At 67.7% G+C, this 19918-nt stretch carries 19 protein-coding genes, 1 tRNA gene and 1 pseudogene; 13 read left to right on the plus strand and 8 right to left on the minus strand.

The genetic code is table 11. The features are described from left to right. The 9 genes and pseudogenes from RWO82_RS09245 to RWO82_RS09285 form a co-directional block, all read left to right on the plus strand. Positions 1-186, plus strand: a pseudogene (locus RWO82_RS09245) (helicase); the annotation flags it as partial. Positions 187-283: 97 nt separating this feature from the next. Further along, complete coding sequence (gene topA, locus RWO82_RS09250; RefSeq protein ID WP_314425994.1) at positions 284-3136, plus strand: type I DNA topoisomerase; 2853 nt, start codon at positions 284-286, stop codon at positions 3134-3136. A 29-nt stretch (positions 3137-3165) separates the two neighbouring features. Then, positions 3166-3795 carry a dTMP kinase gene (tmk, locus tag RWO82_RS09255; RefSeq protein WP_314425996.1) on the plus strand — a complete coding sequence of 210 codons (630 nt, stop codon included), beginning with the start codon at positions 3166-3168 and terminating at the stop codon, positions 3793-3795. 92 nt (positions 3796-3887) lie between these two features. After that, entirely contained in the window at positions 3888-5045 is a 1158-nt protein-coding gene (locus RWO82_RS09260; protein ID WP_314425999.1) for a DNA polymerase III subunit delta', read from the plus strand. Next, complete coding sequence (locus tag RWO82_RS09265) at positions 5042-6601, plus strand: alpha/beta hydrolase (protein WP_314426002.1); 1560 nt, start codon at positions 5042-5044, stop codon at positions 6599-6601. The genes RWO82_RS09260 and RWO82_RS09265 overlap by 4 nt, the downstream gene beginning before the upstream one ends. Positions 6602-6674: 73 nt before the next feature. Beyond that, positions 6675-6750: transfer RNA gene (locus tag RWO82_RS09270), tRNA-Thr, on the plus strand. Between the two features lie 79 nt (positions 6751-6829). After that, the gene (locus tag RWO82_RS09275; protein ID WP_314426004.1) at positions 6830-7411 is read left to right on the plus strand and encodes an isochorismatase family protein; all 582 of its coding nucleotides are present in this window, start codon (positions 6830-6832) and stop codon (positions 7409-7411) included. Beyond that, the gene (locus tag RWO82_RS09280) at positions 7408-7935 is read left to right on the plus strand and encodes a DUF1697 domain-containing protein (protein WP_314426007.1); all 528 of its coding nucleotides are present in this window, start codon (positions 7408-7410) and stop codon (positions 7933-7935) included. Before RWO82_RS09275 ends, RWO82_RS09280 begins: the two co-directional genes overlap by 4 nt. Before the next feature lie 218 nt (positions 7936-8153). Further along, positions 8154-8675 carry a CGNR zinc finger domain-containing protein gene (locus RWO82_RS09285; RefSeq protein ID WP_314426009.1) on the plus strand — a complete coding sequence of 174 codons (522 nt, stop codon included), beginning with the start codon at positions 8154-8156 and terminating at the stop codon, positions 8673-8675. Between the two features lie 39 nt (positions 8676-8714). Here RWO82_RS09285 and RWO82_RS09290 read toward each other — a convergent pair whose 3' ends face one another. From RWO82_RS09290 to RWO82_RS09300, 3 genes are all read right to left on the minus strand, one after another. After that, complete coding sequence (locus RWO82_RS09290; RefSeq protein ID WP_314426012.1) at positions 8715-9263, minus strand: type 1 glutamine amidotransferase domain-containing protein; 549 nt, start codon at positions 9261-9263, stop codon at positions 8715-8717. A gap of 115 nt (positions 9264-9378) precedes the next feature. Further along, the gene (locus RWO82_RS09295; RefSeq protein WP_314426014.1) at positions 9379-9900 is read right to left on the minus strand and encodes a hypothetical protein; all 522 of its coding nucleotides are present in this window, start codon (positions 9898-9900) and stop codon (positions 9379-9381) included. 536 nt (positions 9901-10436) lie between these two features. Then, entirely contained in the window at positions 10437-11102 is a 666-nt protein-coding gene (locus RWO82_RS09300; RefSeq protein ID WP_314426059.1) for a fasciclin domain-containing protein, read from the minus strand. Between the two features lie 259 nt (positions 11103-11361). On the opposite strand from RWO82_RS09300, the gene sigK reads away from it, so the two are divergent. From sigK to RWO82_RS09320, 4 genes are all read left to right on the plus strand, one after another. Continuing rightward, positions 11362-11961, plus strand: coding sequence for an ECF RNA polymerase sigma factor SigK (gene sigK, locus RWO82_RS09305; RefSeq protein ID WP_314426017.1), 600 nt, complete (start codon positions 11362-11364; stop codon positions 11959-11961). Next, positions 11958-12764, plus strand: a complete 807-nt coding sequence (locus RWO82_RS09310; RefSeq protein WP_314426020.1) for an anti-sigma factor — start codon at positions 11958-11960, stop codon at positions 12762-12764. Before sigK ends, RWO82_RS09310 begins: the two co-directional genes overlap by 4 nt. Positions 12765-12792: 28 nt before the next feature. Continuing rightward, positions 12793-13422, plus strand: a complete 630-nt coding sequence (locus RWO82_RS09315) for a DNA-directed RNA polymerase subunit beta (RefSeq protein ID WP_314426023.1) — start codon at positions 12793-12795, stop codon at positions 13420-13422. A gap of 165 nt (positions 13423-13587) precedes the next feature. Further along, a complete protein-coding gene (locus tag RWO82_RS09320) occupies positions 13588-14472 on the plus strand; it encodes an aminodeoxychorismate lyase (RefSeq protein ID WP_314426026.1) in 885 nt (294 codons plus the stop codon). 121 nt (positions 14473-14593) lie between these two features. Here RWO82_RS09320 and RWO82_RS09325 read toward each other — a convergent pair whose 3' ends face one another. The 5 genes from RWO82_RS09325 to RWO82_RS09345 all read right to left on the minus strand — a co-directional run bounded on the left by RWO82_RS09325 (position 14594) and on the right by RWO82_RS09345 (position 19772). Further along, entirely contained in the window at positions 14594-15433 is an 840-nt protein-coding gene (locus tag RWO82_RS09325) for a type IV toxin-antitoxin system AbiEi family antitoxin domain-containing protein (RefSeq protein ID WP_314426029.1), read from the minus strand. A gap of 212 nt (positions 15434-15645) precedes the next feature. Then, complete coding sequence (gene pstB / locus RWO82_RS09330; RefSeq protein ID WP_314426031.1) at positions 15646-16425, minus strand: phosphate ABC transporter ATP-binding protein PstB; 780 nt, start codon at positions 16423-16425, stop codon at positions 15646-15648. Between the two features lie 35 nt (positions 16426-16460). Next, positions 16461-17558, minus strand: coding sequence for a phosphate ABC transporter permease PstA (pstA, locus tag RWO82_RS09335; protein ID WP_314426033.1), 1098 nt, complete (start codon positions 17556-17558; stop codon positions 16461-16463). 1 nt (position 17559) lies between these two features. Beyond that, entirely contained in the window at positions 17560-18528 is a 969-nt protein-coding gene (gene pstC / locus RWO82_RS09340) for a phosphate ABC transporter permease subunit PstC (RefSeq protein WP_314426036.1), read from the minus strand. A gap of 137 nt (positions 18529-18665) precedes the next feature. After that, the gene (locus RWO82_RS09345; protein ID WP_314426039.1) at positions 18666-19772 is read right to left on the minus strand and encodes a phosphate ABC transporter substrate-binding protein PstS; all 1107 of its coding nucleotides are present in this window, start codon (positions 19770-19772) and stop codon (positions 18666-18668) included. Positions 19773-19918 lie beyond the last annotated feature (146 nt).

Here is a 19918-nt window from a genome sequence, read left to right on the forward strand (position 1 = left end):
GCCAGCGGAGCGATCGTCGTGGCGGAAGCGCCGTGCGCGCTGGCGGCGCGTGTCGCGGCAGCCGCAGGAGGAGCGCTCACCGGCTGCGTGGTCGAGGGATTTGTGGCGACCGTACAGGTCGAGGCGGCGTACGCTGGACTCGCAGCCGTCTCCCGCGCCCGAGCTGGGCCACCCGACGGAAGATGACGGCCGCACGAGGCACGGTCCGGCGAAATGTCGGCGACCACTGTGACGAACCCATCACAGCGGTGTGTATGGTGTGCTTCGAAGAAAGGATGCTCCCTTGGCTCAAGGCAAGAAGCTCGTCATCGTCGAGTCTCCGACGAAGATGCGGTCGATTCAGGGGTACCTCGGCGACGGTTACGAGGTGCTGAGCTCGGTGGGGCACATCCGCGATCTCGCAGACAAGAAGGACATCCCGGCGGCTGACAAGCAGGCCTACGGGAAGTACTCGATCGACGTCGACAACGACTTCGACCCCTATTACGTCGTGTCCGATCGCAAGACGAAGACCGTCGCCGAGCTCAAGCGGGCGCTCAAGACCGCCGACGAGCTCCTGCTCGCCACTGATGAGGACCGCGAGGGCGAGGCGATCGCCTGGCATCTGCTCGAGACCCTGAAGCCCAAGGTCCCGGTCAAGCGCATGGTCTTCCACGAGATCACGAAGGACGCGATCCAGGCGGCGATCGGCAACACCCGCGAACTCGATACGGATCTGGTCGACGCGCAGGAGACCCGCCGCATCCTCGACCGTCTGTACGGCTGGGACGTCTCGCCCGTGCTCTGGTACAAGGTGAAGACGGGTCTCTCGGCCGGACGCGTGCAGTCCGCCGCGACGCGCATGATCGTCGAGCGCGAACGCGAGCGCATGGCGTTCGTGTCGGCGGAGTACTGGGACGTCGAGGCGCTCGCGTCATCGTCTTCGGGCTTCCGCGTGCGCCTGGTCAGGGTCGACGGCGGTCAGCTCGCCCGCGGCACCGACTTCGACGACACCGGCGCACTCAAGAAGGCCGTCGTCATCCTCGATGAGGAGAAGGCCGCGGCTCTCGCCCGGGCCGTCGAGTCCGCGGGCACCGGTGCGGTCACCAAGGTCGAGGCCAAGCCCGGAACCCGGAGCCCGTATGCGCCGTTCACGACTTCCACGATGCAGCAGGAAGCCGGGCGCAAGCTCTCGATGAGCGCCAAGCAGGCGATGAGCGTGGCCCAGCGTCTGTACGAGAAGGGCTACATCACCTATATGCGTACCGACTCCGTGGCGCTGAGCACCCAGGCGGTGCAGGCGGCACGCAGTCAGGCCGTGGCTCTCTACGGAGACAGTGCGGTGCCGCTCAAGCCGCGCGTGTACAAGTCGAAGAGCAAGAACGCACAGGAGGCGCACGAGGCGATCCGTCCGTCGGGAGAGACCTTCCGCACGCCGAAGTCCGTCTCGGCCGAGCTCGACCGCGAGGAGTTCCGCCTCTACGACCTCATCTGGAAGCGCACGGTGGCCAGCCAGATGGCCGACGCCAAGTACGAGACCACCACGGTCACGATCCTGGTCGATGCAGCGGGGCAGAAGGCCGAGTTCACGGCATCCGGCACCGTCTACACCTTCAAGGGCTTCCTCGAGGCGTACGAAGAGGGGCGCGACGAGAAGCGCAATGACAAGGACGCCGACGAGAACCAGTCGCTGCCGGTCGTCGCGGTCGGCGACGAGCTGCGCATGTCGGACGCGGAGGCGAAGGGCCACCGCACCACTCCCAAGCCGCGCTACACCGAGGCATCGCTCGTGAAGGCCCTCGAGGAGCACGGCATCGGCCGGCCTTCGACATTCGCGAGCATCATCGGCACGGTGATCGACCGCGGATACGCGACCAAGCGGGGACAGGCGCTCGTTCCGACGTGGCTCGCGTTCAGCGTCGTGAGGCTGCTCGAGGAGCACTTCGCCGACCTCATCGACTACGACTTCACTGCCGCGCTCGAAGACGACCTCGACGCGATCGCTCGCGGTGAGCAGAAGCGCGTGGAGTGGCTGCGCTCCTTCTACTACGGGTCGGACTCTCATGTCGGGCTCCGTCAGGTGGTCGACAACCTCGGTGAGATCGATGCGCGGGCACTCAACTCGACACCGATCACCGACAACGCGACGCTGCGGTTCGGCAAGTACGGCCCGTACCTCGAGGTCGCGAACCCCGAGGCGCCCGACGAGAAGCCGCGCATCGTCAACGTTCCCGAAGACCTCGCTCCCGACGAGCTCACGGCCGAGAAGGCGCAGGAACTCATCGACGCCCCCGTCGCGGGAGATCGTGTGCTCGGCACCAATCCCGAGAACGGCAAGATCATCGTCGTGAAGGACGGTCGCTTCGGGCCCTACGTGCAGGAGAACGACCCGGTGTCGGACGACGCCGCAGTGGACGAGGCGACCGGCGAAGTGGTCGAGGCCCCCAAGCCCAAGCGCGGAGCGAAGAAGGACACGGCTCCGAAGCCCCGCACCGGATCGCTGTTCCGTTCGATGTCGGTCGACACGATCGACCTCGACACCGCACTGCAGCTCCTCAGCCTTCCGCGTGTCGTCGGCACCGACCCCGAGACGGGCGACGAGATCACGGCGCAGAACGGACGTTTCGGCCCGTATCTCAAGAAGGGCACGGATTCGCGCTCGCTCGAGAGCGAATCCCAAATCTTCGACGTCACGCTCGAGCAGGCTCTGGAGATCTACAAGCAGCCGAAGTACGGGGCGGGCTCCCGGCGTGCGTCCAGCGCGCTCGCCGAGTTCGAGGCCGACCCTGTGAGCGGAAAGCCCATCCGCATCCGCGACGGTCGTTTCGGGGCGTACGTGACCGACGGCGAGACCAACGTCACGATCCCGCGGGGGCAGAAGGTCGAGGACATCACGTTCGAGACCGCCGTGCAGATGCTCGCCGACAAGCGCGCGAAGGGCCCCGCTCCCAAGCGCGGCGCCGCGAAGAAGGCTCCCGCGAAGAAGCCCGCGGCGAAGAAGGCTCCCGCCAAGAAGCCCGCTGCGAAGAAGGCTCCTGCCAAGAAGTCCTCTGCCGCCGCGACCGACGCGGAGAGGGCCGCCGCCCGTTCCGCTGCCGCGAAGAAGGCCGCCGCGACGCGCGCGGCCAATGCCGCTGCGAAGCGTCGTGCGGAGTGAGCGGAGCCGATCGAGATGAAGGCCGGTTCGTGACGTCAGGTCCCGGAGTGTGGATCACGCTCGAAGGCGGCGACGGCTCGGGCAAGACCACGCAGTCCGATCTGCTCGCGGCCTGGTTGTCGAGCGAGGGACGCACGGTCCTCCGCACTCGTGAGCCGGGCGGCTCGGAGGTCGGCAATCTGATCCGCGACATCGTGCTCCACCATCGAGGTGACATCGCTCCGCGCGCCGAGGCGCTGCTCTACGCAGCCGATCGCGCGCACCACGTCGCGACGGTCGTGCGCCCGGCTCTCGCGCGGGGCGAGGTCGTGCTGCAGGACCGCTACCTCGACTCCTCGGTCGCATATCAGGGTGCGGGCCGCGTGCTCGACGCCGGCGAGGTCCGCGATCTCTCGCTCTGGGCCGCGGAGGGAGCGCTGCCCGATCTGACGGTGCTTCTCGATCTGGCGCCGGAGGCGGCGCGTGTGCGTCTCGATTCCGCCGACAAGCCGTTCGATCGCCTCGAGGCCGAGAAGACCGAGTTCCACGCGCGAGTGCGCGACGCGTATCTCGCGCTCGCCGCTGCCGAGCCGGAGCGCTTCCTGGTGGTCGACGCGGATGCCTCGCCGCAGGTGATCGCCGAGCAGATCCGGGCGCGCGTGCAGGAGCTCCTGGGCTGAGATCACCGCCGGTGCTGCGTCATCGTCGTTCCGGTCCTCTCGTCGTCGCAGCTCCGTACGCCGACGTCGGCAGGCCCGATTAGGCTGTGTGCATGCCCCAGACCATCGCCGCCCCCTTCCCGTGGGCCGATGTGTGGGGGCAGGATGCGGCTGTCGAGACGCTGCGCGATGCGGCGTCCGATCCCTCCGCCCTCTCTCACGCCTGGCTGATAACGGGACCGCCGGGGTCGGGACGATCGACGCTCGCCTACGCGTTCGCGGCCGCGCTGATCGCCGACCGCCCCGACGACGAGGCGGCGATGCGTCAGGTGCTCGCAGGCACGCACCCCGACGTCACGGCGCTGCGCACCGACAAGGTGATCATCACGATCGCCGAGGCGAGAGCACTCGTCGAGCGTTCGTACTTCGCCCCTTCGGCGGGCCGCTACCGCGTGATCGTCGTCGAGGATGCCGATCGCATGGTCGAGCGCACGTCGAACGTGCTGCTCAAGGCGCTCGAAGAGCCGCCCGAGCAGACCGTGTGGATCCTGTGCGCCCCCAGCGAGGCCGACCTGCTGCCGACCATCCGCTCACGGGTCAGGTCGCTGCGGCTGCGTGAGCCCGACGTGGCCGACGTCGCGCGCCTGATCACGCTGCGCACCGGCGTCGACGAGACCGTTGCCGAGCAGGCAGCGCGTCACGCGCAGCGCCACATCGGCATGGCGCAGCGTCTGGCCACCGATGAGGCCGCACGCAGGCGACGGGATGAGACTCTCCGGTCGGTGTTGGCGGTGCGCGGCGTCAATGATGCGGTCGAGGTCGCGGGTCGCATCATCCAGGCGGCCACCGACGACGCGAAGGCGCTGACGGCCGAACGAGACGCCGCCGAGCGCGCATCGCTGCTGCGCACGGTGGGGATCGCCGAAGGACAGGCGGTGCCTCCCGCGCTGCGGACGCAGATCTCGGCGCTCGAAGACGACCAGAAGAAGCGTGCGACGCGCAGCCTGCGTGATGGGATCGATCGCGTGCTGACGGATCTGCAGTCGATGTTCCGCGACGTCATCATGCTGCAGTTCGGTCGTGACGACCAGCTGATCAACCGAGAGCTGCGCGAAGAGCTCGCCGACCTCGCGGCCGCATGGCCCGAGACCCGTACGCTTGTCGTACTCGACCACCTTGCCGAGACGCGCCAGTCGCTGGAGCGCAACGTCGCACCGCTGCTCGCCCTGGAGAGCTTGCTCGTGACTGTCACGAGCGGGAGGACACCGTGAACCACCGACCGACTTCCCGTATTCGCCGCGTCTCCGCCCTGATCGCCGGTCTCGCGGCCGCCTCCGTCGCGCTGTCGGGCTGCCTGTACGCAGCGATCCCGGAAGGGGCAGGCCCGAAGCCCTCCATCACCAAGGCGCCGGACACCGAGGGCGTCGCCGACGATCTCCTGCCGTACTACGGTCAGACGCTGACGTGGACGGAGTGCGGCACCGGCTTCGACTGCACCGATGTCACCGCACCGCTCGACTGGGAGAAGCCGGGTGATGCAGAGATCACCCTCTCGGTCGTGCGTCACCAGGCGACGGGCGATGCGCAGGGCTCGCTGCTGACGAACCCGGGCGGTCCCGGCGCCAGTGGTGTCGAGCTCATCCGCGACAGCCTCGACTTCGCCGTCGGCGCCGACCTGATCGACAACTTCGACGTGATCGGGTTCGATCCTCGGGGAGTCGGCCAGTCCTCGGCCGCGACGTGCCTCGATGCCGCGGGGATGGACGACTACCTGTACACGATCCCGACGGCGAAGCGCGGCACCCCGGAGTGGGAGGCCGAGCTGCTCGAGGGCGCCGCCGAGTTCGCCCAGGCGTGCGACGCCAACAGCGGCGGCATCCTCCCGTACATCACGACGGTCAACTCGGCGCGTGACATGGACCTGATCCGGGCAGTGCTGGGCGACACCGAGCTCAACTACCTGGGCTACTCGTACGGCACGTTCCTCGGCGCGACCTACGCCGCGCTGTACCCCGAGAAGGCCGGCCGCCTCGTGCTCGACGGCGCCATCGATCCCGCGGTGTCGGGGCTCGACGTCGGTGCCACGCAGGCCCTCGGGTTCGAATCGGCACTCCGCTCCTACATGCAGAGCTGCCTCGACTCGGGGGAGTGCCCCTTCAACGGCACGGTCGACGAGGCGATGGCCGATCTCGGTGCACTGCTCGCGAGCGTCGACGCGACTCCGCTGCAGGGAGGCGACGGCCGCATGCTCGGCGCCGACGCCCTGATGACCGCCATCATCGCCGCGCTGTACTCCGCCGACAACTGGACCTACCTCACGCAGGCGCTCGACGAGTCGCTGCAGGGCGACCCGACGACCGCCTTCTTCCTCGCCGACTTCTACAACGGTCGTGATCAGAACGGTTCCTACCTCGACAACTCCACCGAGGCGTTCCGCGCGTACAACTGCATGGACTATCCCGTCGAAGACGATCCCGCGGCCGAGGCCGCCACCGAGGCGAAGATCGCCGAGGGTGCTCCGACGATCGCGCCCTACTGGAGCGGACCCGACCCGTGCGAGGTGTGGCCCTACCCGCCCACCGGCACCCGCGGAGAGATCCGGGCGGAGGGCGCGGGGCCGATTCTGGTGATCGGGACCACGAACGATCCGGCGACGCCGTACGAGTGGTCCGAGTCGCTCGCCGAGCAGCTCGAAGAAGGCGTCCTGATCACGCGCGTCGGAGAGGGGCACACCGGCTACAACAAGGGCAACTCCTGCGTCGACGGCGCGGTGGAGGCCTTCCTCCTCGACGACTCGGTGCCTGAAGACGGCCTCCGCTGCGAGTGATCGTGCGGGTTCCCGCGGCGTCGGGCCGGCCGATTCGCGATGTCGCGCTCGCTCGGGTAATATCGATGATCGCGCCGCTTTAGCTCAGTCGGCAGAGCATTTCACTCGTAATGAAAAGGTCGTCAGTTCGATTCTGACAAGCGGCTCCACCAGGCCCCGTGATGCGAAGAACATCACGGGGCCTTCTGGTTCCCTCCGCCCGTCGCACCCGAGGCGTACCCTCGAAGCATGAGCAGAGCGCTTCTCATCGTCGATGTGCAGAACGATTTCACCGAGGGCGGGGCACTCGCGGTGTCCGGCGGCGACGCCGTGGCCTCCGCGATCACCGCGTTCCTCGCAGAACACGCCGCCGACTATGACGTCATCATCGCGTCTCGCGACTGGCACGACCCCGAGGGCGACAACGGGGGGCATTTCGCGGACGAGCCCGACTTCGTCGACACCTGGCCGGTGCACTGCGTGGCCGAGAGCGCGGGTGCGGCCTACGACCCGCTGCTCGCCGTGGATGCCGTCACCCATCATGTGCGCAAGGGGCAGGGGCGGCCGGCCTATTCGATGTTCGAGGGCACGTCCGACTCCGGAGAGACCGTCGGGGCGATCTTGACGGGCGCCGGTGTGATCGCGGCCGACGTCGTGGGGATCGCCACGGATCACTGTGTGCGCGCATCGGCGCTGGACGTCATCTCCCACGGGGTGCGAGTGCGCGTGTTCACCGATCTCATCGCCGGCGTGAACCCGGAGTCGAGCGAGGCCGCGCGCGCCGAGCTCGCGCATGCCGGTGCCGAGCTGATCGAGAGCGGTGCCGTGTGAGCCGCAGCGTCCTGCTGCTGCGCGCCGTCAACGTCGGAGGGCGGGGGAAGGTGCCCATGGCCGAACTGCGCGCTCTGCTCGCTCCCGAGCTCGGCGAGGTCTCGACGTACATCGCGAGCGGGAACATCATCTGCGAGCATCCGGTCGATGCGGAGGCGACGCGGGCGAGGGTCCGTGAGCTGATCGCCACGGCATTCTCCGTCGACACCACGGTGATCCTGCGCACCCATGCAGAACTCGTTCAGGCGGCGCAGGAGCCCCCGTTCGCGGATGCATCCGACAAGATGCTGCACGCGGTGTTCCTCGAGGGTCACGCGGCGCCCGGTGCCGTCGAGGCCCTGCGAGAACGGCTCGTCGCGGGGGAGAGGATCGCTCTCGTCGGAGACGATCTGTGGATCGACTACGGCGAGGGAGGCGTGCAGAACACCAAGCTCACGAAGGCGGTGCTCGACCGCGCGCTCGGCGTGGCGGGCACGGCCCGAAATCTGCGCACGGTGCGCGCGCTCGCGGAACTCACGGAGTAACCGTCGCCCGGCTCAGCGCTGACGGCGGAAGCGATGGACGCGACTGCCGATCGACTCTGCGTGCGGCGCAGCCGACGCACCGCACGTAGACCACGATCCCGTCGCTTGTCCGATGTCGTGACTCGGTGATCCACGCATGCTCGTGCGGCTCACGGACGGGAACGGGGATCGACAGGGTGCGCGAGGAGGTCATGCATCCAGCGTGATGTAATGGCCTTATGCATCTCAACCCTTACGGCGAGTACGCGGTGCTGCTCGCGGCCTCGCTCGCGAACGAGTTCCCCGCAGATCGGGCGGGCGTCGAGGAGCGGACGCTCGAGATGGGCATGACGATGACGTTCCCGCCCGCTGCCGACGACCACGAGAAAGTACGAGAGGTCGTCGACGACTGGCTTCGGATCGTCGACGAACTCGATCCCGCTGCGCGCGCGGCGATCCTCAACTCTCAGATGGTTCAGGCCGCCGCCTACCCCCGGCTCACCGACCACGACGGCGAGGGATGGCACCTGCACTATCGCGACGACGTGGAGTCCTTGCCGTACGTCCTGCGTGCGATCTTCGCCGTCGGCACCTCGCTGCACCTCGTCACGCGCGGCATGGACCGTCTGGCGCGGTGCGAGGCCGCGCCGTGCACCCGCGTCGTGGTCGACATCACCCGCAACGGACGTCAGCGCTTCTGCTCCGTGCGCTGCGCCAACAGAGCGGCGGTCCGGCGTCACAGGGCTCGGATGAGCGCGTGATGCCGGACCGCCGGATGCTGCAGTCGAACAGTGCGGCCGTCAGGCCGTCTGACCCGCGTGGCGGCCTTCGGCCACCTCTTCGACGAGCTTGGCGTTGAAGGCCGGAAGGTCGTCGGGCGTGCGGCTCGAGACGAGGCCCTGATCGACCACGACCTCTTCGTCGACCCAGGTCGCGCCTGCATTGCGGAGATCGGTCGCCAGGCTTGGGTAGCTCGTGAGCGTGCGGCCGTCGACCACGCCTGCCTCGATCAGGATCCAGGCTCCGTGGCAGATCACGGCCACCGGCTTGTGCTGCTCGAAGAACGTGCGGGCGAGTTCGATCGACGGCTTGTCGAGGCGCAGGTGATCCGCGTTCACGACGCCGCCCGGGAGCACGAGAGCATCGAACTCGTCTGCCGTGGCATCCGCCGAGGTCAAGTCCACATGCTGGACGTGACCGTTCTTGCCCTTGATCTGCGCGCCCTCGGGTGCGATCAGCGTCGCGCTCGCGCCCTCTGCCTGCACGGCTTCCCAGGGGCTGGTGAGCTCGCTGTCCTCGAATCCGTCTGTCGCCAGGAATGCCACTCGGCTGTCTGTGAGTGTCGCCATGATGCGTCCTTTCGTGGAGGCTCGAGTCCCGGATGGGGACACTTCGACTCTCTCCCACTATGCGGATGCCGAGAAGGGGGTGGCCGGAACGAGCCGACGGTGATACGCACGAGCATCAGTGCTCCGAGGGTGCCGAGCGCATCGCGCGCGACCGCCATGTGTCGCCGAGGCGTTCGTAGGTCACGATCGCGTGGCAGTTTCGGCAACGCACGTCGCATTTGGCGATCTCACGCTCGATGGCGGTGAGGCCGAAGCCGTTGTGCACGAGCTGCATGACAGTGTCGCGCTTCTCTGAGCACGGTCGATGGTCGAAGTCGAGGACCCGCAGGTCCGCGATTCCGCAGTCCACGCAGGGGTGTGCGTGGAGGTAATCGGTCACGAATCGGAGGCTCGCTTCTCGTTGCGCGTTCGTCCGCGCCCGGATGACGGCGATGTGGTGTGCGCGATTCTGGCGGTAGTAGCGACGTGATGCCGCACGATTGCACTCCCGGCATGTCTCCTGCAGGCCGTCCGCCCGCGACTTCTTGCGGTTGAAGTCAGCGAGCGGCTTCGACGCCTCGCACGTTCCGCAGCGCTTGAGCACAGGTGATGCTGCGTCCGGGTCGGTGGGTGCGTCGCCGTGCTCGATGGGTGCCACGGGCGAAAGAGTAGCGCCGACCACCGACGCCTGCGCGGGCGACGGGGCGCTCGTTCTCACATGAATGGTGGGCCCTGTGGGGATCGAACCCACAACCCGCGGATTAACCTGCCACTTCGACTTTCGCCGCCATCCTCGCGGATGTTCGTGGTCTGGACTGTCCCTTCACCATGGCTTGCGCCGAAGGTGCCACCCGTCCAGTCTCTACACCTTCCGAACTGCGTCCGGCTTGGCTCGGGATTGCCATCTGTCTCCAGGAAGGGTTCCCCGACTTTGAGTGGTGTCATCCCCGGAGTTTCCTCCGAGGCGCTCCTATTTCGTTGAAGTCCGCTGCTCTGCCAATTGAGCTAAAGGCCCGTTCATCAGCCCGTGGGCCGACTCTCACATCCTAGCTTGCCTTCGGAGGTCACCTCCTCCGCCGTGGCGCACAGAACAGGCCGCCGACGAGAGTGCTCGTCGACGGCCCGTTCTTCTGCCCGCCATCCTCCCCCGAGTGGAGGGCAGTATGTTCCGAGACCCAGCTCGGTGTTCCCTGCTTACTCAGCCGGGGGCATCAGGACCGTGTCAATGAGGTACACGGTCGCGTTGGCGGTCTGCACTCCACCGCAGATGACGTTGGCGTCGTTGACCATCAGCTCGTCGCCGCTGCCGGTCACCTCGAGGTCAGCGCCCTGGACCGTGGCGTGCATGCCCGCGATCTCGTCAGGAGCGATCTGGCCGGGGACCACGTGGTACGTCAGGATCGAGCTCAGCGTGGCGCTGTCGGTCTTGAGTCCCTCGATGGTGGCGGGGTCGATCTTGGCGAAGGCATCGTCGACAGGTGCGAAGACGGTGAACTCGTCACCGTTGAGCGTGTCGACGAGGTCGACGTCGGGGTTGAGCTGACCGCTCACGGCTGCCACGAGCGTGGTGAGCAGCGGGTTGTTGGATGCGGCCACCGCGACCGGGTCCTGAGCCATGCCGGCGACCGATCCGTCGCCGTCCGGCACTGCCTCGGCGTATGCCGCGCAGCCGGGGCCCACGAGGTTCGCGGCCGGGTCCATGGTCTCGGTCTCGGGAGCCATCGTCTCGGACGACTCGGGGGCCGTCGACTCCGACGGCTCTTCGGTGGCGGTGCCGCCCATGGAACATCCGGCGAGCACGAACGCGCTTGCCAGGCCGAGGGTGATCGCTGCGGTGACCTTCTTCTTGGTGCTGAACATCTCGAGCTCCTTGAGAATCTCAGCCACGGCCTCTCCGTGGCGTTGACAGTCGTTCGGAGCCCTCTTCGGAACGGATGGGAGATTCTCGGAAGAAATTCGCGAGCGCCCTCCATCCGATCCGATTCCGCCGCCGCACCGAACAGTTTTCGACGTCGCGCATTAAGAGGTCTCCTCGACTCGGGATCCGCCAGGAGATGTCGGTGCGGACTTTTCGTCACTTTCGGGTGACGGTTGCGCAGGAATGCATGGAGGATGCGGCATGCTGGTAGAGATGGTCATCGATGGAATGGACGTACCCGAAGACGGTACGGCTCGGGATGCTGTCGCTGACCTGCTGGTTCGCATCGGCGACGGTGATCAGCGCGCATTCGCAGAGCTGTACGACATGCTCTCGAGCCGCGTCTTCGGCCTCATCCTCCGAGTCCTCGTCAATCGCTCTCAGAGCGAAGAGGTGCTGCAGGAGGTTTTTCTCGAGATCTGGCAATCCGCTTCCAAGTTCGCTCCGAACAAGGGACAGGGAAGAACCTGGGTGATGACGATCGCGCACCGTCGTGCGGTCGACCGGGTGCGTGCATCTCAGTCCAGCGCGGATCGAGACGTCCGCGCCGGGTTCAGGGACATCGGAGTCGCGCACGACAGTGTGGCGGAGACGGTCGAACTGGGCATCGAGGGCGAGAAGGTCGTGAATGCGCTCTCGGGCCTTCCCGAGGCGCAGCGCGAAGCTCTCGTTCTGGCCTATTACGGCGGATACAGTCAAAACGAAGTGGCAGTGCTCGTGGGAGCACCGCTGGGGACGATCAAGACACGGATGCGAGATGGGCTCTCGCGTCTCAGGACAGCCATGGGGGTGACAGCATGAACGAGCAGGAATTCGCAGAACTCGCGGCAGGAGCGGCGCTCGACGCGCTGTCTCCCGATGACGCGCAGCGGTACCACGCCGCACTCGTCGCGCATCCCGAGTGGCAGAACATCGTCGACGCGGATGCGGAGAGCGCGGCCTTCCTCGCAGACGGCGCGCAGCTCGCGACCCCTGCCCCCGGCATCCGCGCCGAACTCCTGGCGCGTATCGCGGCGACACCGCAGACCGGCGACATCGTCGATGCCGAGATCGCGGGTGCGCCCATGATCGCCGCACCGAGCGATGAGGTCGATCGAGCGTCCGTCGCGGAGACCGCTGCCGGTGCCACGGCTCCCAAGGCCCCCGCACACCCGTTGCGCGTGCTGTTCGCGCTCGCCGCCTGCCTCGCGCTTCTCGTCGGGGTCGGCGTCGGAGCCGTAGCGCTCAACGACTACGTGAATCGCCCGGCCAGCGTGGTGGCCCTGCAGGACATCCAGTCGGCGGAAGACGCTCAGCAGGCGTCCATCGAACTCGCCGACGGCGGCACGGCGACCGCGCACTGGTCGGCGTCGCTCGGCACCGCGGTGCTGGTCGCCGACGGCATCGACCCGCTCCCCGAGGACCGCGCCTACGAGCTGTGGTTCGTGCGGGGCGAGACCCCCATCTCGGCGGGCGTCTTCGAGGCCGATGGGGGAGAGGCCACCGCCGTCCTCGCCGGAGAGATGCACGAGGGCGACGTGATCGCCGTCACGGTCGAAGAGGCCGGTGGCTCTCCCACGGGGCTGCCGACGACCGAGCCCGTCATCGCCATTCCGACGGCCTGACCCCGGAGATCGCGCGTACCCTGGGGGGATGCCCGAGCAGTTCTCCCGCCCCGTCCGCCGTCCCACGCAGGCCTTCGACAACATCGTGGGGACCCACGACCCCGCTGAAGAGACGCGCGTCGCGCATGCCACGGCGTCCGCGCTGCTTACCCGCGTGCGTGCAGACGAGAGCGGGGCGAGCGCCGAGCGTCTGGTGGCGTTCACCGATGAGCACGGGATCGACGAGATCGCCGAACTGTGGTCGAAGGCGCCTTCGCGCACTCTGCCGGGATCTCTCTGGCGCCTGTACGTGCTGCAGCTCGCGATCCACGGCGATCCGCACACGGCCGCCCTGCTGTACGAACGCGGTCGGGTCGAGCTGGCCTCCGCGGATGCCGTGATCGCCGGAGCGCCGGCGCCGGCCGACCCCGATGAGCTGGTGGCCCTGATCGACACGATCCTGCGGGGCGCTTTCCGGGGAGATTTCGCGGTGGCGCTCGACCGCGCGGCCGCCTTCTGCCGGGTCCAGGCCTCGGGGGCCACACACACGGCCGACGACTACGAGCAGACGGAGCCCGCCCGGGCCAGCGAGTTGACCACGCGGGCGCTGCGCCTGAGCACCTACGCGCAGGATCTGACGGCGTCGGCTGTGCTGTGGCGCACGGGCGCTCTCGCCTGAGCGCAGCGCGTCCGCCTCGGGACATGAAAAGACCGGGCCGCAAGAACGCCTCTCGGCGGAAGGCCGCTCGCAGCGGCGAAAATTGGAGCCCGGGGTTATGCGGCCCGGCCACTCCAGTGTAACAAGATCACGCTGCGGGTATTCCCCTGGGCCTAGGCTCGGATCATGACCCGGCGCTTTGCTCTCATGATCGACCCTGTGGCGGCGGATGCCGCGCGCACCGACTTCGCCGACACGTTCACCGCGGTGGATGCGGCGGCTCCCGCTCTGAGCGTGGGCGAGCTCAGCACTCAACGCGGCGATGGTGTGTTCGAGTCGATCGGCGTGGTCGACGGACACGCCCAGGAGGTGGTGCCGCACCTCGAGCGGCTCGCGCACTCGGCGGATCTGTGCGACCTGCCGCTGCCGAACCAGGAGCAGTGGCGTCAGGCGATCGAACGGGCCGCTGCCGACTGCGGTCCGGGGGAGTACGTCATCAAGCTGATCCTCAGCAGGGGGGTCGAGCACGGTCCGACGCCGACCGCCTGGGTCACGGCCGCGCCGGCATCCGACTTCTCCGCGGTGCGTGCGAACGGGGTGCAGGTCGTGACCCTCGATCGCGGGTACGACCTCGACATCGCCGCGCGGGCGCCCTGGCTGCTGCTCGGCGCCAAGACCCTCTCGTACGCGGTCAACATGGCGGCGTTGCGTGAAGCGCACCGGCGAGGGGCCGACGATGCGATCTTCCTGTCGCGCGACGGTTTCGTGCTCGAGGCGCCGACAGCGTCGCTGATCCTGCGCATGGGGGATCGGTTCGTGACGCCGGCTCCGAACGGCGGCATCCTGCACGGCACGACCCAGTTGAGCGTCTACGAGTATCTCGCCGAGCGGGGCTTCGAGGCCGAATACGACCGCGTCCCCGCATCCGATCTCACGCGTGCCGATGCGGCGTGGCTGGTCTCGAGTGTGCGGCTCGCCGCTCCGATCACCGCTGTCGACGGCATCGCGCTCCCTGTGGACCACCGCCTCACCGCGGACCTGAACGCATACCTGTTGTCCCCCCGCGACTGACCCCCACCCCCTCCCACCCACCCCCACACCGTCGGAAAACAGAGACGGCGTCGCGCCGCCCCGGCGCGTCACCGCGCGACCCGCCGTGACGCAGCGAGACGCCTGGCTTTTGCAGCAGCGCTCAGCAGATTGCGAGGCGCGTCATGGCTCCGCGCACCGCATCCTCGACCGTCTGCCAGTCGTGGACGACCATCGCGTAGGTGAAGCGAAGCGTCTCGTAGCCGAGAGCGGATGCCACGGCGTCGCGCCGGAGGTCCTTGACCCGTGCCGCGCTCCCGTCGTGATTCTCGCGCCCGTCCGCCTCGATGATGAGTCTGTCTCCGATGACGAAGTCGACTTCGCCCACACCCTCGATGACGACCTGGCTCCGGACAATGATGCCGATGCGGTGGAGGCGCAGCCGGATGAGCGATTCCAGACCGCTGTCGGCGTCGGACCGCGCGAAGGCCAGCAGCCACCGCCGGTCGAGAGGCAGGTGTCGTGCGAGCCACGCCATGTCGCGCACGGAGAGGAGGGCCTGTCGGAGGGCAGATTCCAACGCCGCGAAGAACGCGTCCTCTCCGGCGCAGCCGAGCATCTGCAGCAAAGCGTTGCGGACAGGGGCGGGGTGGCCGACCCGGACCGTGCCCTCGTCCCAGTGGACCCGGCACGCGTCTCGATCCAGGCGGGGCGTCCCCGCGCCGCCCATCCACACGTGGAGCTCGGGCGGTACCTCGAGGATCCACAGTCCGTGCAGGACTCCTGCCGCGCTGCAGCCGACAGCGCCGCCGTGCTCGGCCGCATGCACAGCGTCGACGGGGGCATCGGGGAGAGCGTAGACGCCCTGACGCGGGCGGATGATGTCCCCCGCGCGGACCGCTCGCGTGAGTTCCGCCTCGGTCACGCCCATGCGCCTCAACTCCGAGGTCCGCGCTATGCGTCCGAGACGCCTCAGAACGATGTCAGCCCGCGCGAAGCCCATCCGACGATGCTCGCGTCGCCCTCGATGCAGCGTCAGCTCGACGCCCGATCGCCCCGGCGTCTGTGCAACGACTGCTGTTCTCGCGCCTGGTGCAGGAGAGGACCAACGCGGAAAACCCAGACCGTGCGGCGGTGATCAGGCGTGTCGAGAAGTGACGCGCCGACCTGCCAGCAGTCGGTCTGGGTTCTCCGAAGAAGAGCGAACCGGGATGCTTATCCGAAGCGACCCGACACGTAGTCCTCCGTGGCCTGCACCGAGGGCGTCGTGAAGATCGTCGAGGTGTCGTCGTACTCGATGAGCTTGCCGGGCTTTCCCGTGCCGGCGATGTTGAAGAACGCGGTCTTGTCGGACACGCGGCTTGCCTGCTGCATGTTGTGCGTCACGATGACGACCGTGTAGTCGTTCTTGATCTCGGCGATGAGCTCCTCGATCGCGAAGGTCGAGATCGGGTCGAGCGCCGAGCAGGGCTCGTCCATGAGGATCACATCGGGGGAGACCGCGATCGCACGCGCGATGCACAGACGCTGCTGCTGTCCGCCCGAGAGGCCCGAGCCCGGCTTGTCGAGACGGTCCTTGACCTCGTTCCAGAGGTTGGCGCCGCGCAGCGACTTCTCGACGAGCGCGTCCTGGTCGCTCTTGGCCATGCGCGTGTTGTTGAGCTTGACGCCCGCGAGCACGTTCTCCTTGATCGACATCGTGGGGAAGGGGTTCGGGCGCTGGAACACCATGCCGACCTGACGGCGCACGAGCACCGGGTCGACGCTCGCGCCGTAGAGGTTCTTGCCGTCGATCAGCACCTCGCCCTCGACACGCGCGCCCGGGATGACCTCGTGCATGCGGTTGAGAGTGCGGAGGAAGGTCGACTTGCCGCAACCCGACGGCCCGATGAAGGCCGTGACGGTGTTGGGCTTGATGTCGATGTTCACGTCCTCGACAGCGAGGAAATCGCTGTAGTAGACGTTGAGGTCGTTGACTTCGATGCTCTTGGACACGAGAGGATCCTTCTTGTTCGAATCGGGTAGACGGCTCAGCGGCCGTTGAGCTTGGGGGCGAAGACCTTGGCGATGACGCGTGCCAGCAGGTTGAGCACCATGACGATGACGATGAGCGTGAGCGCGGCTGCCCACGCGCGCTCGAGGTAGGCGTCGACCGGGATGCCGGGGTACTTCGCCTGCATGTACGAGAAGACCGGCAATGTGGCCATCTGCCCGCTGAACATGTTGAGGTTCATGCCCTGCACGACGCCGACCGTGAGCAGCAGCGGAGCGGTCTCACCGATCACTCGGGAGATCGCGAGCATGATGCTCGTCGTGATTCCCGCGATGGCCGTCGGCAGCACGACCTTGATGATCGTCAGCCACTTCGGCACGCCGAGCGCATACGCGGCTTCACGGAGCTCGTTCGGCACGATGCGCAGCAGCTCTTCGGAGCCTCGCACCACCACCGGGATCATCAGCACGGACAGCGCCAGCGATCCCATGATTCCCATCCGCGTGCCGGGGCCGACGAGGAGCGCGAACACCGAGTAGATGAAGAGACCGGCGACGATCGACGGGATGCCGGTCATGACGTCGACGAGGAAGGTGATGCCGCGGGCGAGCCTGCGTCCCTCTCCGTACTCGACCAGGTAGATCGAGGTCATCAGGCCGATCGGCACCGAGATGATCGTCGCGCCGAGGGTGATCAGGAGGGTGCCGTAGATGGCGTGGACGGCGCCGCCGCCCTCTCCGACGATGTTGCGCATCGAGAAGCTGAAGAACTCGCCGTCGAACCGCATCAAGCCGTTCACGACGACTGTGTAGAGCAGCGAGATGAGCGGCAGCAACGCCACCACGAAGGCGCCCGAGACGAGCGCGGTCATCAGGCGATCCACCGCGTGGCGGCGGCTCTCGATCACCGAGGAGATCACGAAGATCAGGATGATGTAGAACACCAGGCCCACGACGAGCGTGAGCGCGATGTTGAAGTCGGCGGGGTCGCCGCCCGCATTCATGAAGGCGAAGATCGTGGCCGAGACGACGAAGGCGACGAGCAGCAGGGCCCACGGAGCCCACTTGGGCAGGTGGCCGGCCGAGGTGGAATGCGTGGTGGCGGCGACGGGCGTCGGGGTGAGCGTGGCGGTCATGTCAGTTGGCTCCCGAGAACTCGGCGCGGCGCGAGACGATCCAGCGGGCGATGAAGTTGACCGCGAAGGTCACGATGAAGAGGATCAGACCGGCCGCGATGAGGGTGTTGACGCCCTCGTCGTGGGCTTCGGGGAACCGCAGCGCGATGATCGCCGGGATCGTCGTGGGGTTCTCCGGGTTGATCAGGTTGAAGGTGACGATGCCGAGCGGCGAGAGCACCAGGGTCACGGCCATCGTCTCGCCGAGCGCGCGGCCGAGGCCGAGCATCGCTCCCGAGACCATGCCGCTGCGGGCGAAGGGGAGCACGGCCATGCGGACCATCTCCCAGCGCGTCGCGCCCAGGGCCAGCGCTGCCTCCTCATGCAGCTTGGGGGTCTGGAGGAAGACCTCGCGGCAGATGGCGGTCATGATCGGGAGGATCATGACCGCGAGCACGAGGGATGCCGTGAGAATCGTCTTGCCGGTTCCCGAGGGCGTGCCGCTGAAGAGCGGGATCCAGCCGAGGTTCTCATTGAGCCACTTGTAGAACGGCACCAGCATCGGGGCGAAGGTCAGCGCACCCCAGAGGCCGAAGACGACCGAGGGGACCGCGGCGAGCAGGTCGATTACGTAGCCGAGCACGCCGGCGAGGCGGCGGGGCGCGTAGTGGGAGATGAACAGCGCGATGCCGATCGCGACGGGGGCCGCGATCACGAGGGCGATGAAGCTCGACCACAGGGTGCCGAAGACGAAGGGCCACACCCACGGCAGGAAGGACTGCCCCTCGAGGATGTGGTTGTTGCTCGTGTCCGCGGACAACGCCGGGATCGCCTGGACGATGAGGAAGATCGCCACCGCGGCGAGGGTGATGAGAATGACGATTCCCGCCCCGAGCGCGGTACCGGAGAAGATGAGGTCGCCGCGTCGGCGCAGCGCGGGGCGCGAACCGGGGGAACGGGTGGTGTCGGGACCCGCCTGGGTGGTGGTCATCGGGGCTGCTCCACGATCTGCTCGGAGGGGCTTTCGGGTGTCTTCATGCGGGTGCCCCCGGGGTGTCGGTCGAGATCCTGTCGACCGACACCCCGAGGGCGTCGGTGCCGGAGCTCAGCGTGTCGCTGAGCGGCCGGTCACTCCGTGACGATCGCGTCGATCGCGGTGTTGATCTGCTCGCGGAGGCTGTCGGAGATCGGTGCGCTGCCTGCTGCTTCTGCGGCAGCGTCCTGTCCCTCGGCCGAAGCGACGTACTCGAAGTACGCCTTCACGAGACCGGCGGTCTCGGCGTCCTCGTAGTCGACGCATCCGATGAGGTAGGAGACGAGGGCGATCGGGTACGAGCCGGCCGGAGCTGCCGCCGGGTCGACGTCGTAGGCGAGGTCGTGGTCCGAACGGCCCTCTTCGAGCGGTGAGGCCTCGACGAGCGCGGCGGCGGCCTCGGCCGAGTACGCGACGTACTCGCCCTCGACCTGGACGGCGACCTGGCCGAGCTCCGAGGTGCGCGAGGCATCTGCGAAGCCGATGTAGCCGGAGCCGTTGGAGATCGCGTCGACGACGCCCGAGGTGCCGTCGCCGGCCTCACCGGTCGAGAGCGGCCACTCGTCGGCGGGCTCGTAGGTCCAGACGTCCGGGGCGACGGCGCTGAGGTACTTCGTGAAGGTCTCCTGCGTGCCCGACGCGTCGGCGCGGTGCACCGTGACGATCGCCTGGTCGGGCAGGTCGACGCCCTCGTTCTGGGACACGATGGCCGGGTCGTTCCACTTGGTGATCGATCCCGAGAAGATTCCGGCGATGGTCTTGCCGTCGAGGTTCAGCTCGTCGATGCCCTCGAGGTTGAAGGCGACCGCGACGGGCGAGATGTAGACGGGGATCTCGACGATCTCGTCCGACGTGCACGAGCCGAAGCCGCCTGCGGCGATCTCGTCGGCGTTGAACGCGCGGTCCGAGCCGATGAAGTTCGACGAGCCGGAGATGAAGTTCTCGCGTCCCGTGCCCGAACCGGTGGCGGTGTAGTTGATGGTGGTGTCGGGGTTCGCGGTCTGGAACGCTGCGACCCAGGACTGCTGCGCGGCCTCCTGCGACGAGGCGCCGGTGGCCTCGATCGTGCCCGTCAGAGAGGAGGCGGGAGCGTCGGACGAGCCGCCGCCGGTGTTGCCGCCTTCGTTCGCGGCACAGCCTGCGAGAGCGAGAGCGGCCACGGCGCCGACGGCGCCGATACGTGCGATTCGGGAGATCTTCACTGTGGATCCTTCGATCATGGATGGGTGGGGCCCGGTGCAGGGCACACAGTGACGCTAAGTGCGGCGGTTAACGAGACTCGACCACACAGGTGAACGGAAGGTGAACGGCACGCGACTCTCTGGGGTGGATCCCCGGAAAGACGCGG

Origin of the sequence: uncultured Microbacterium sp. (genome assembly GCF_963521645.1) — a bacterium.
GTDB lineage: Bacteria > Actinomycetota > Actinomycetes > Actinomycetales > Microbacteriaceae > Microbacterium.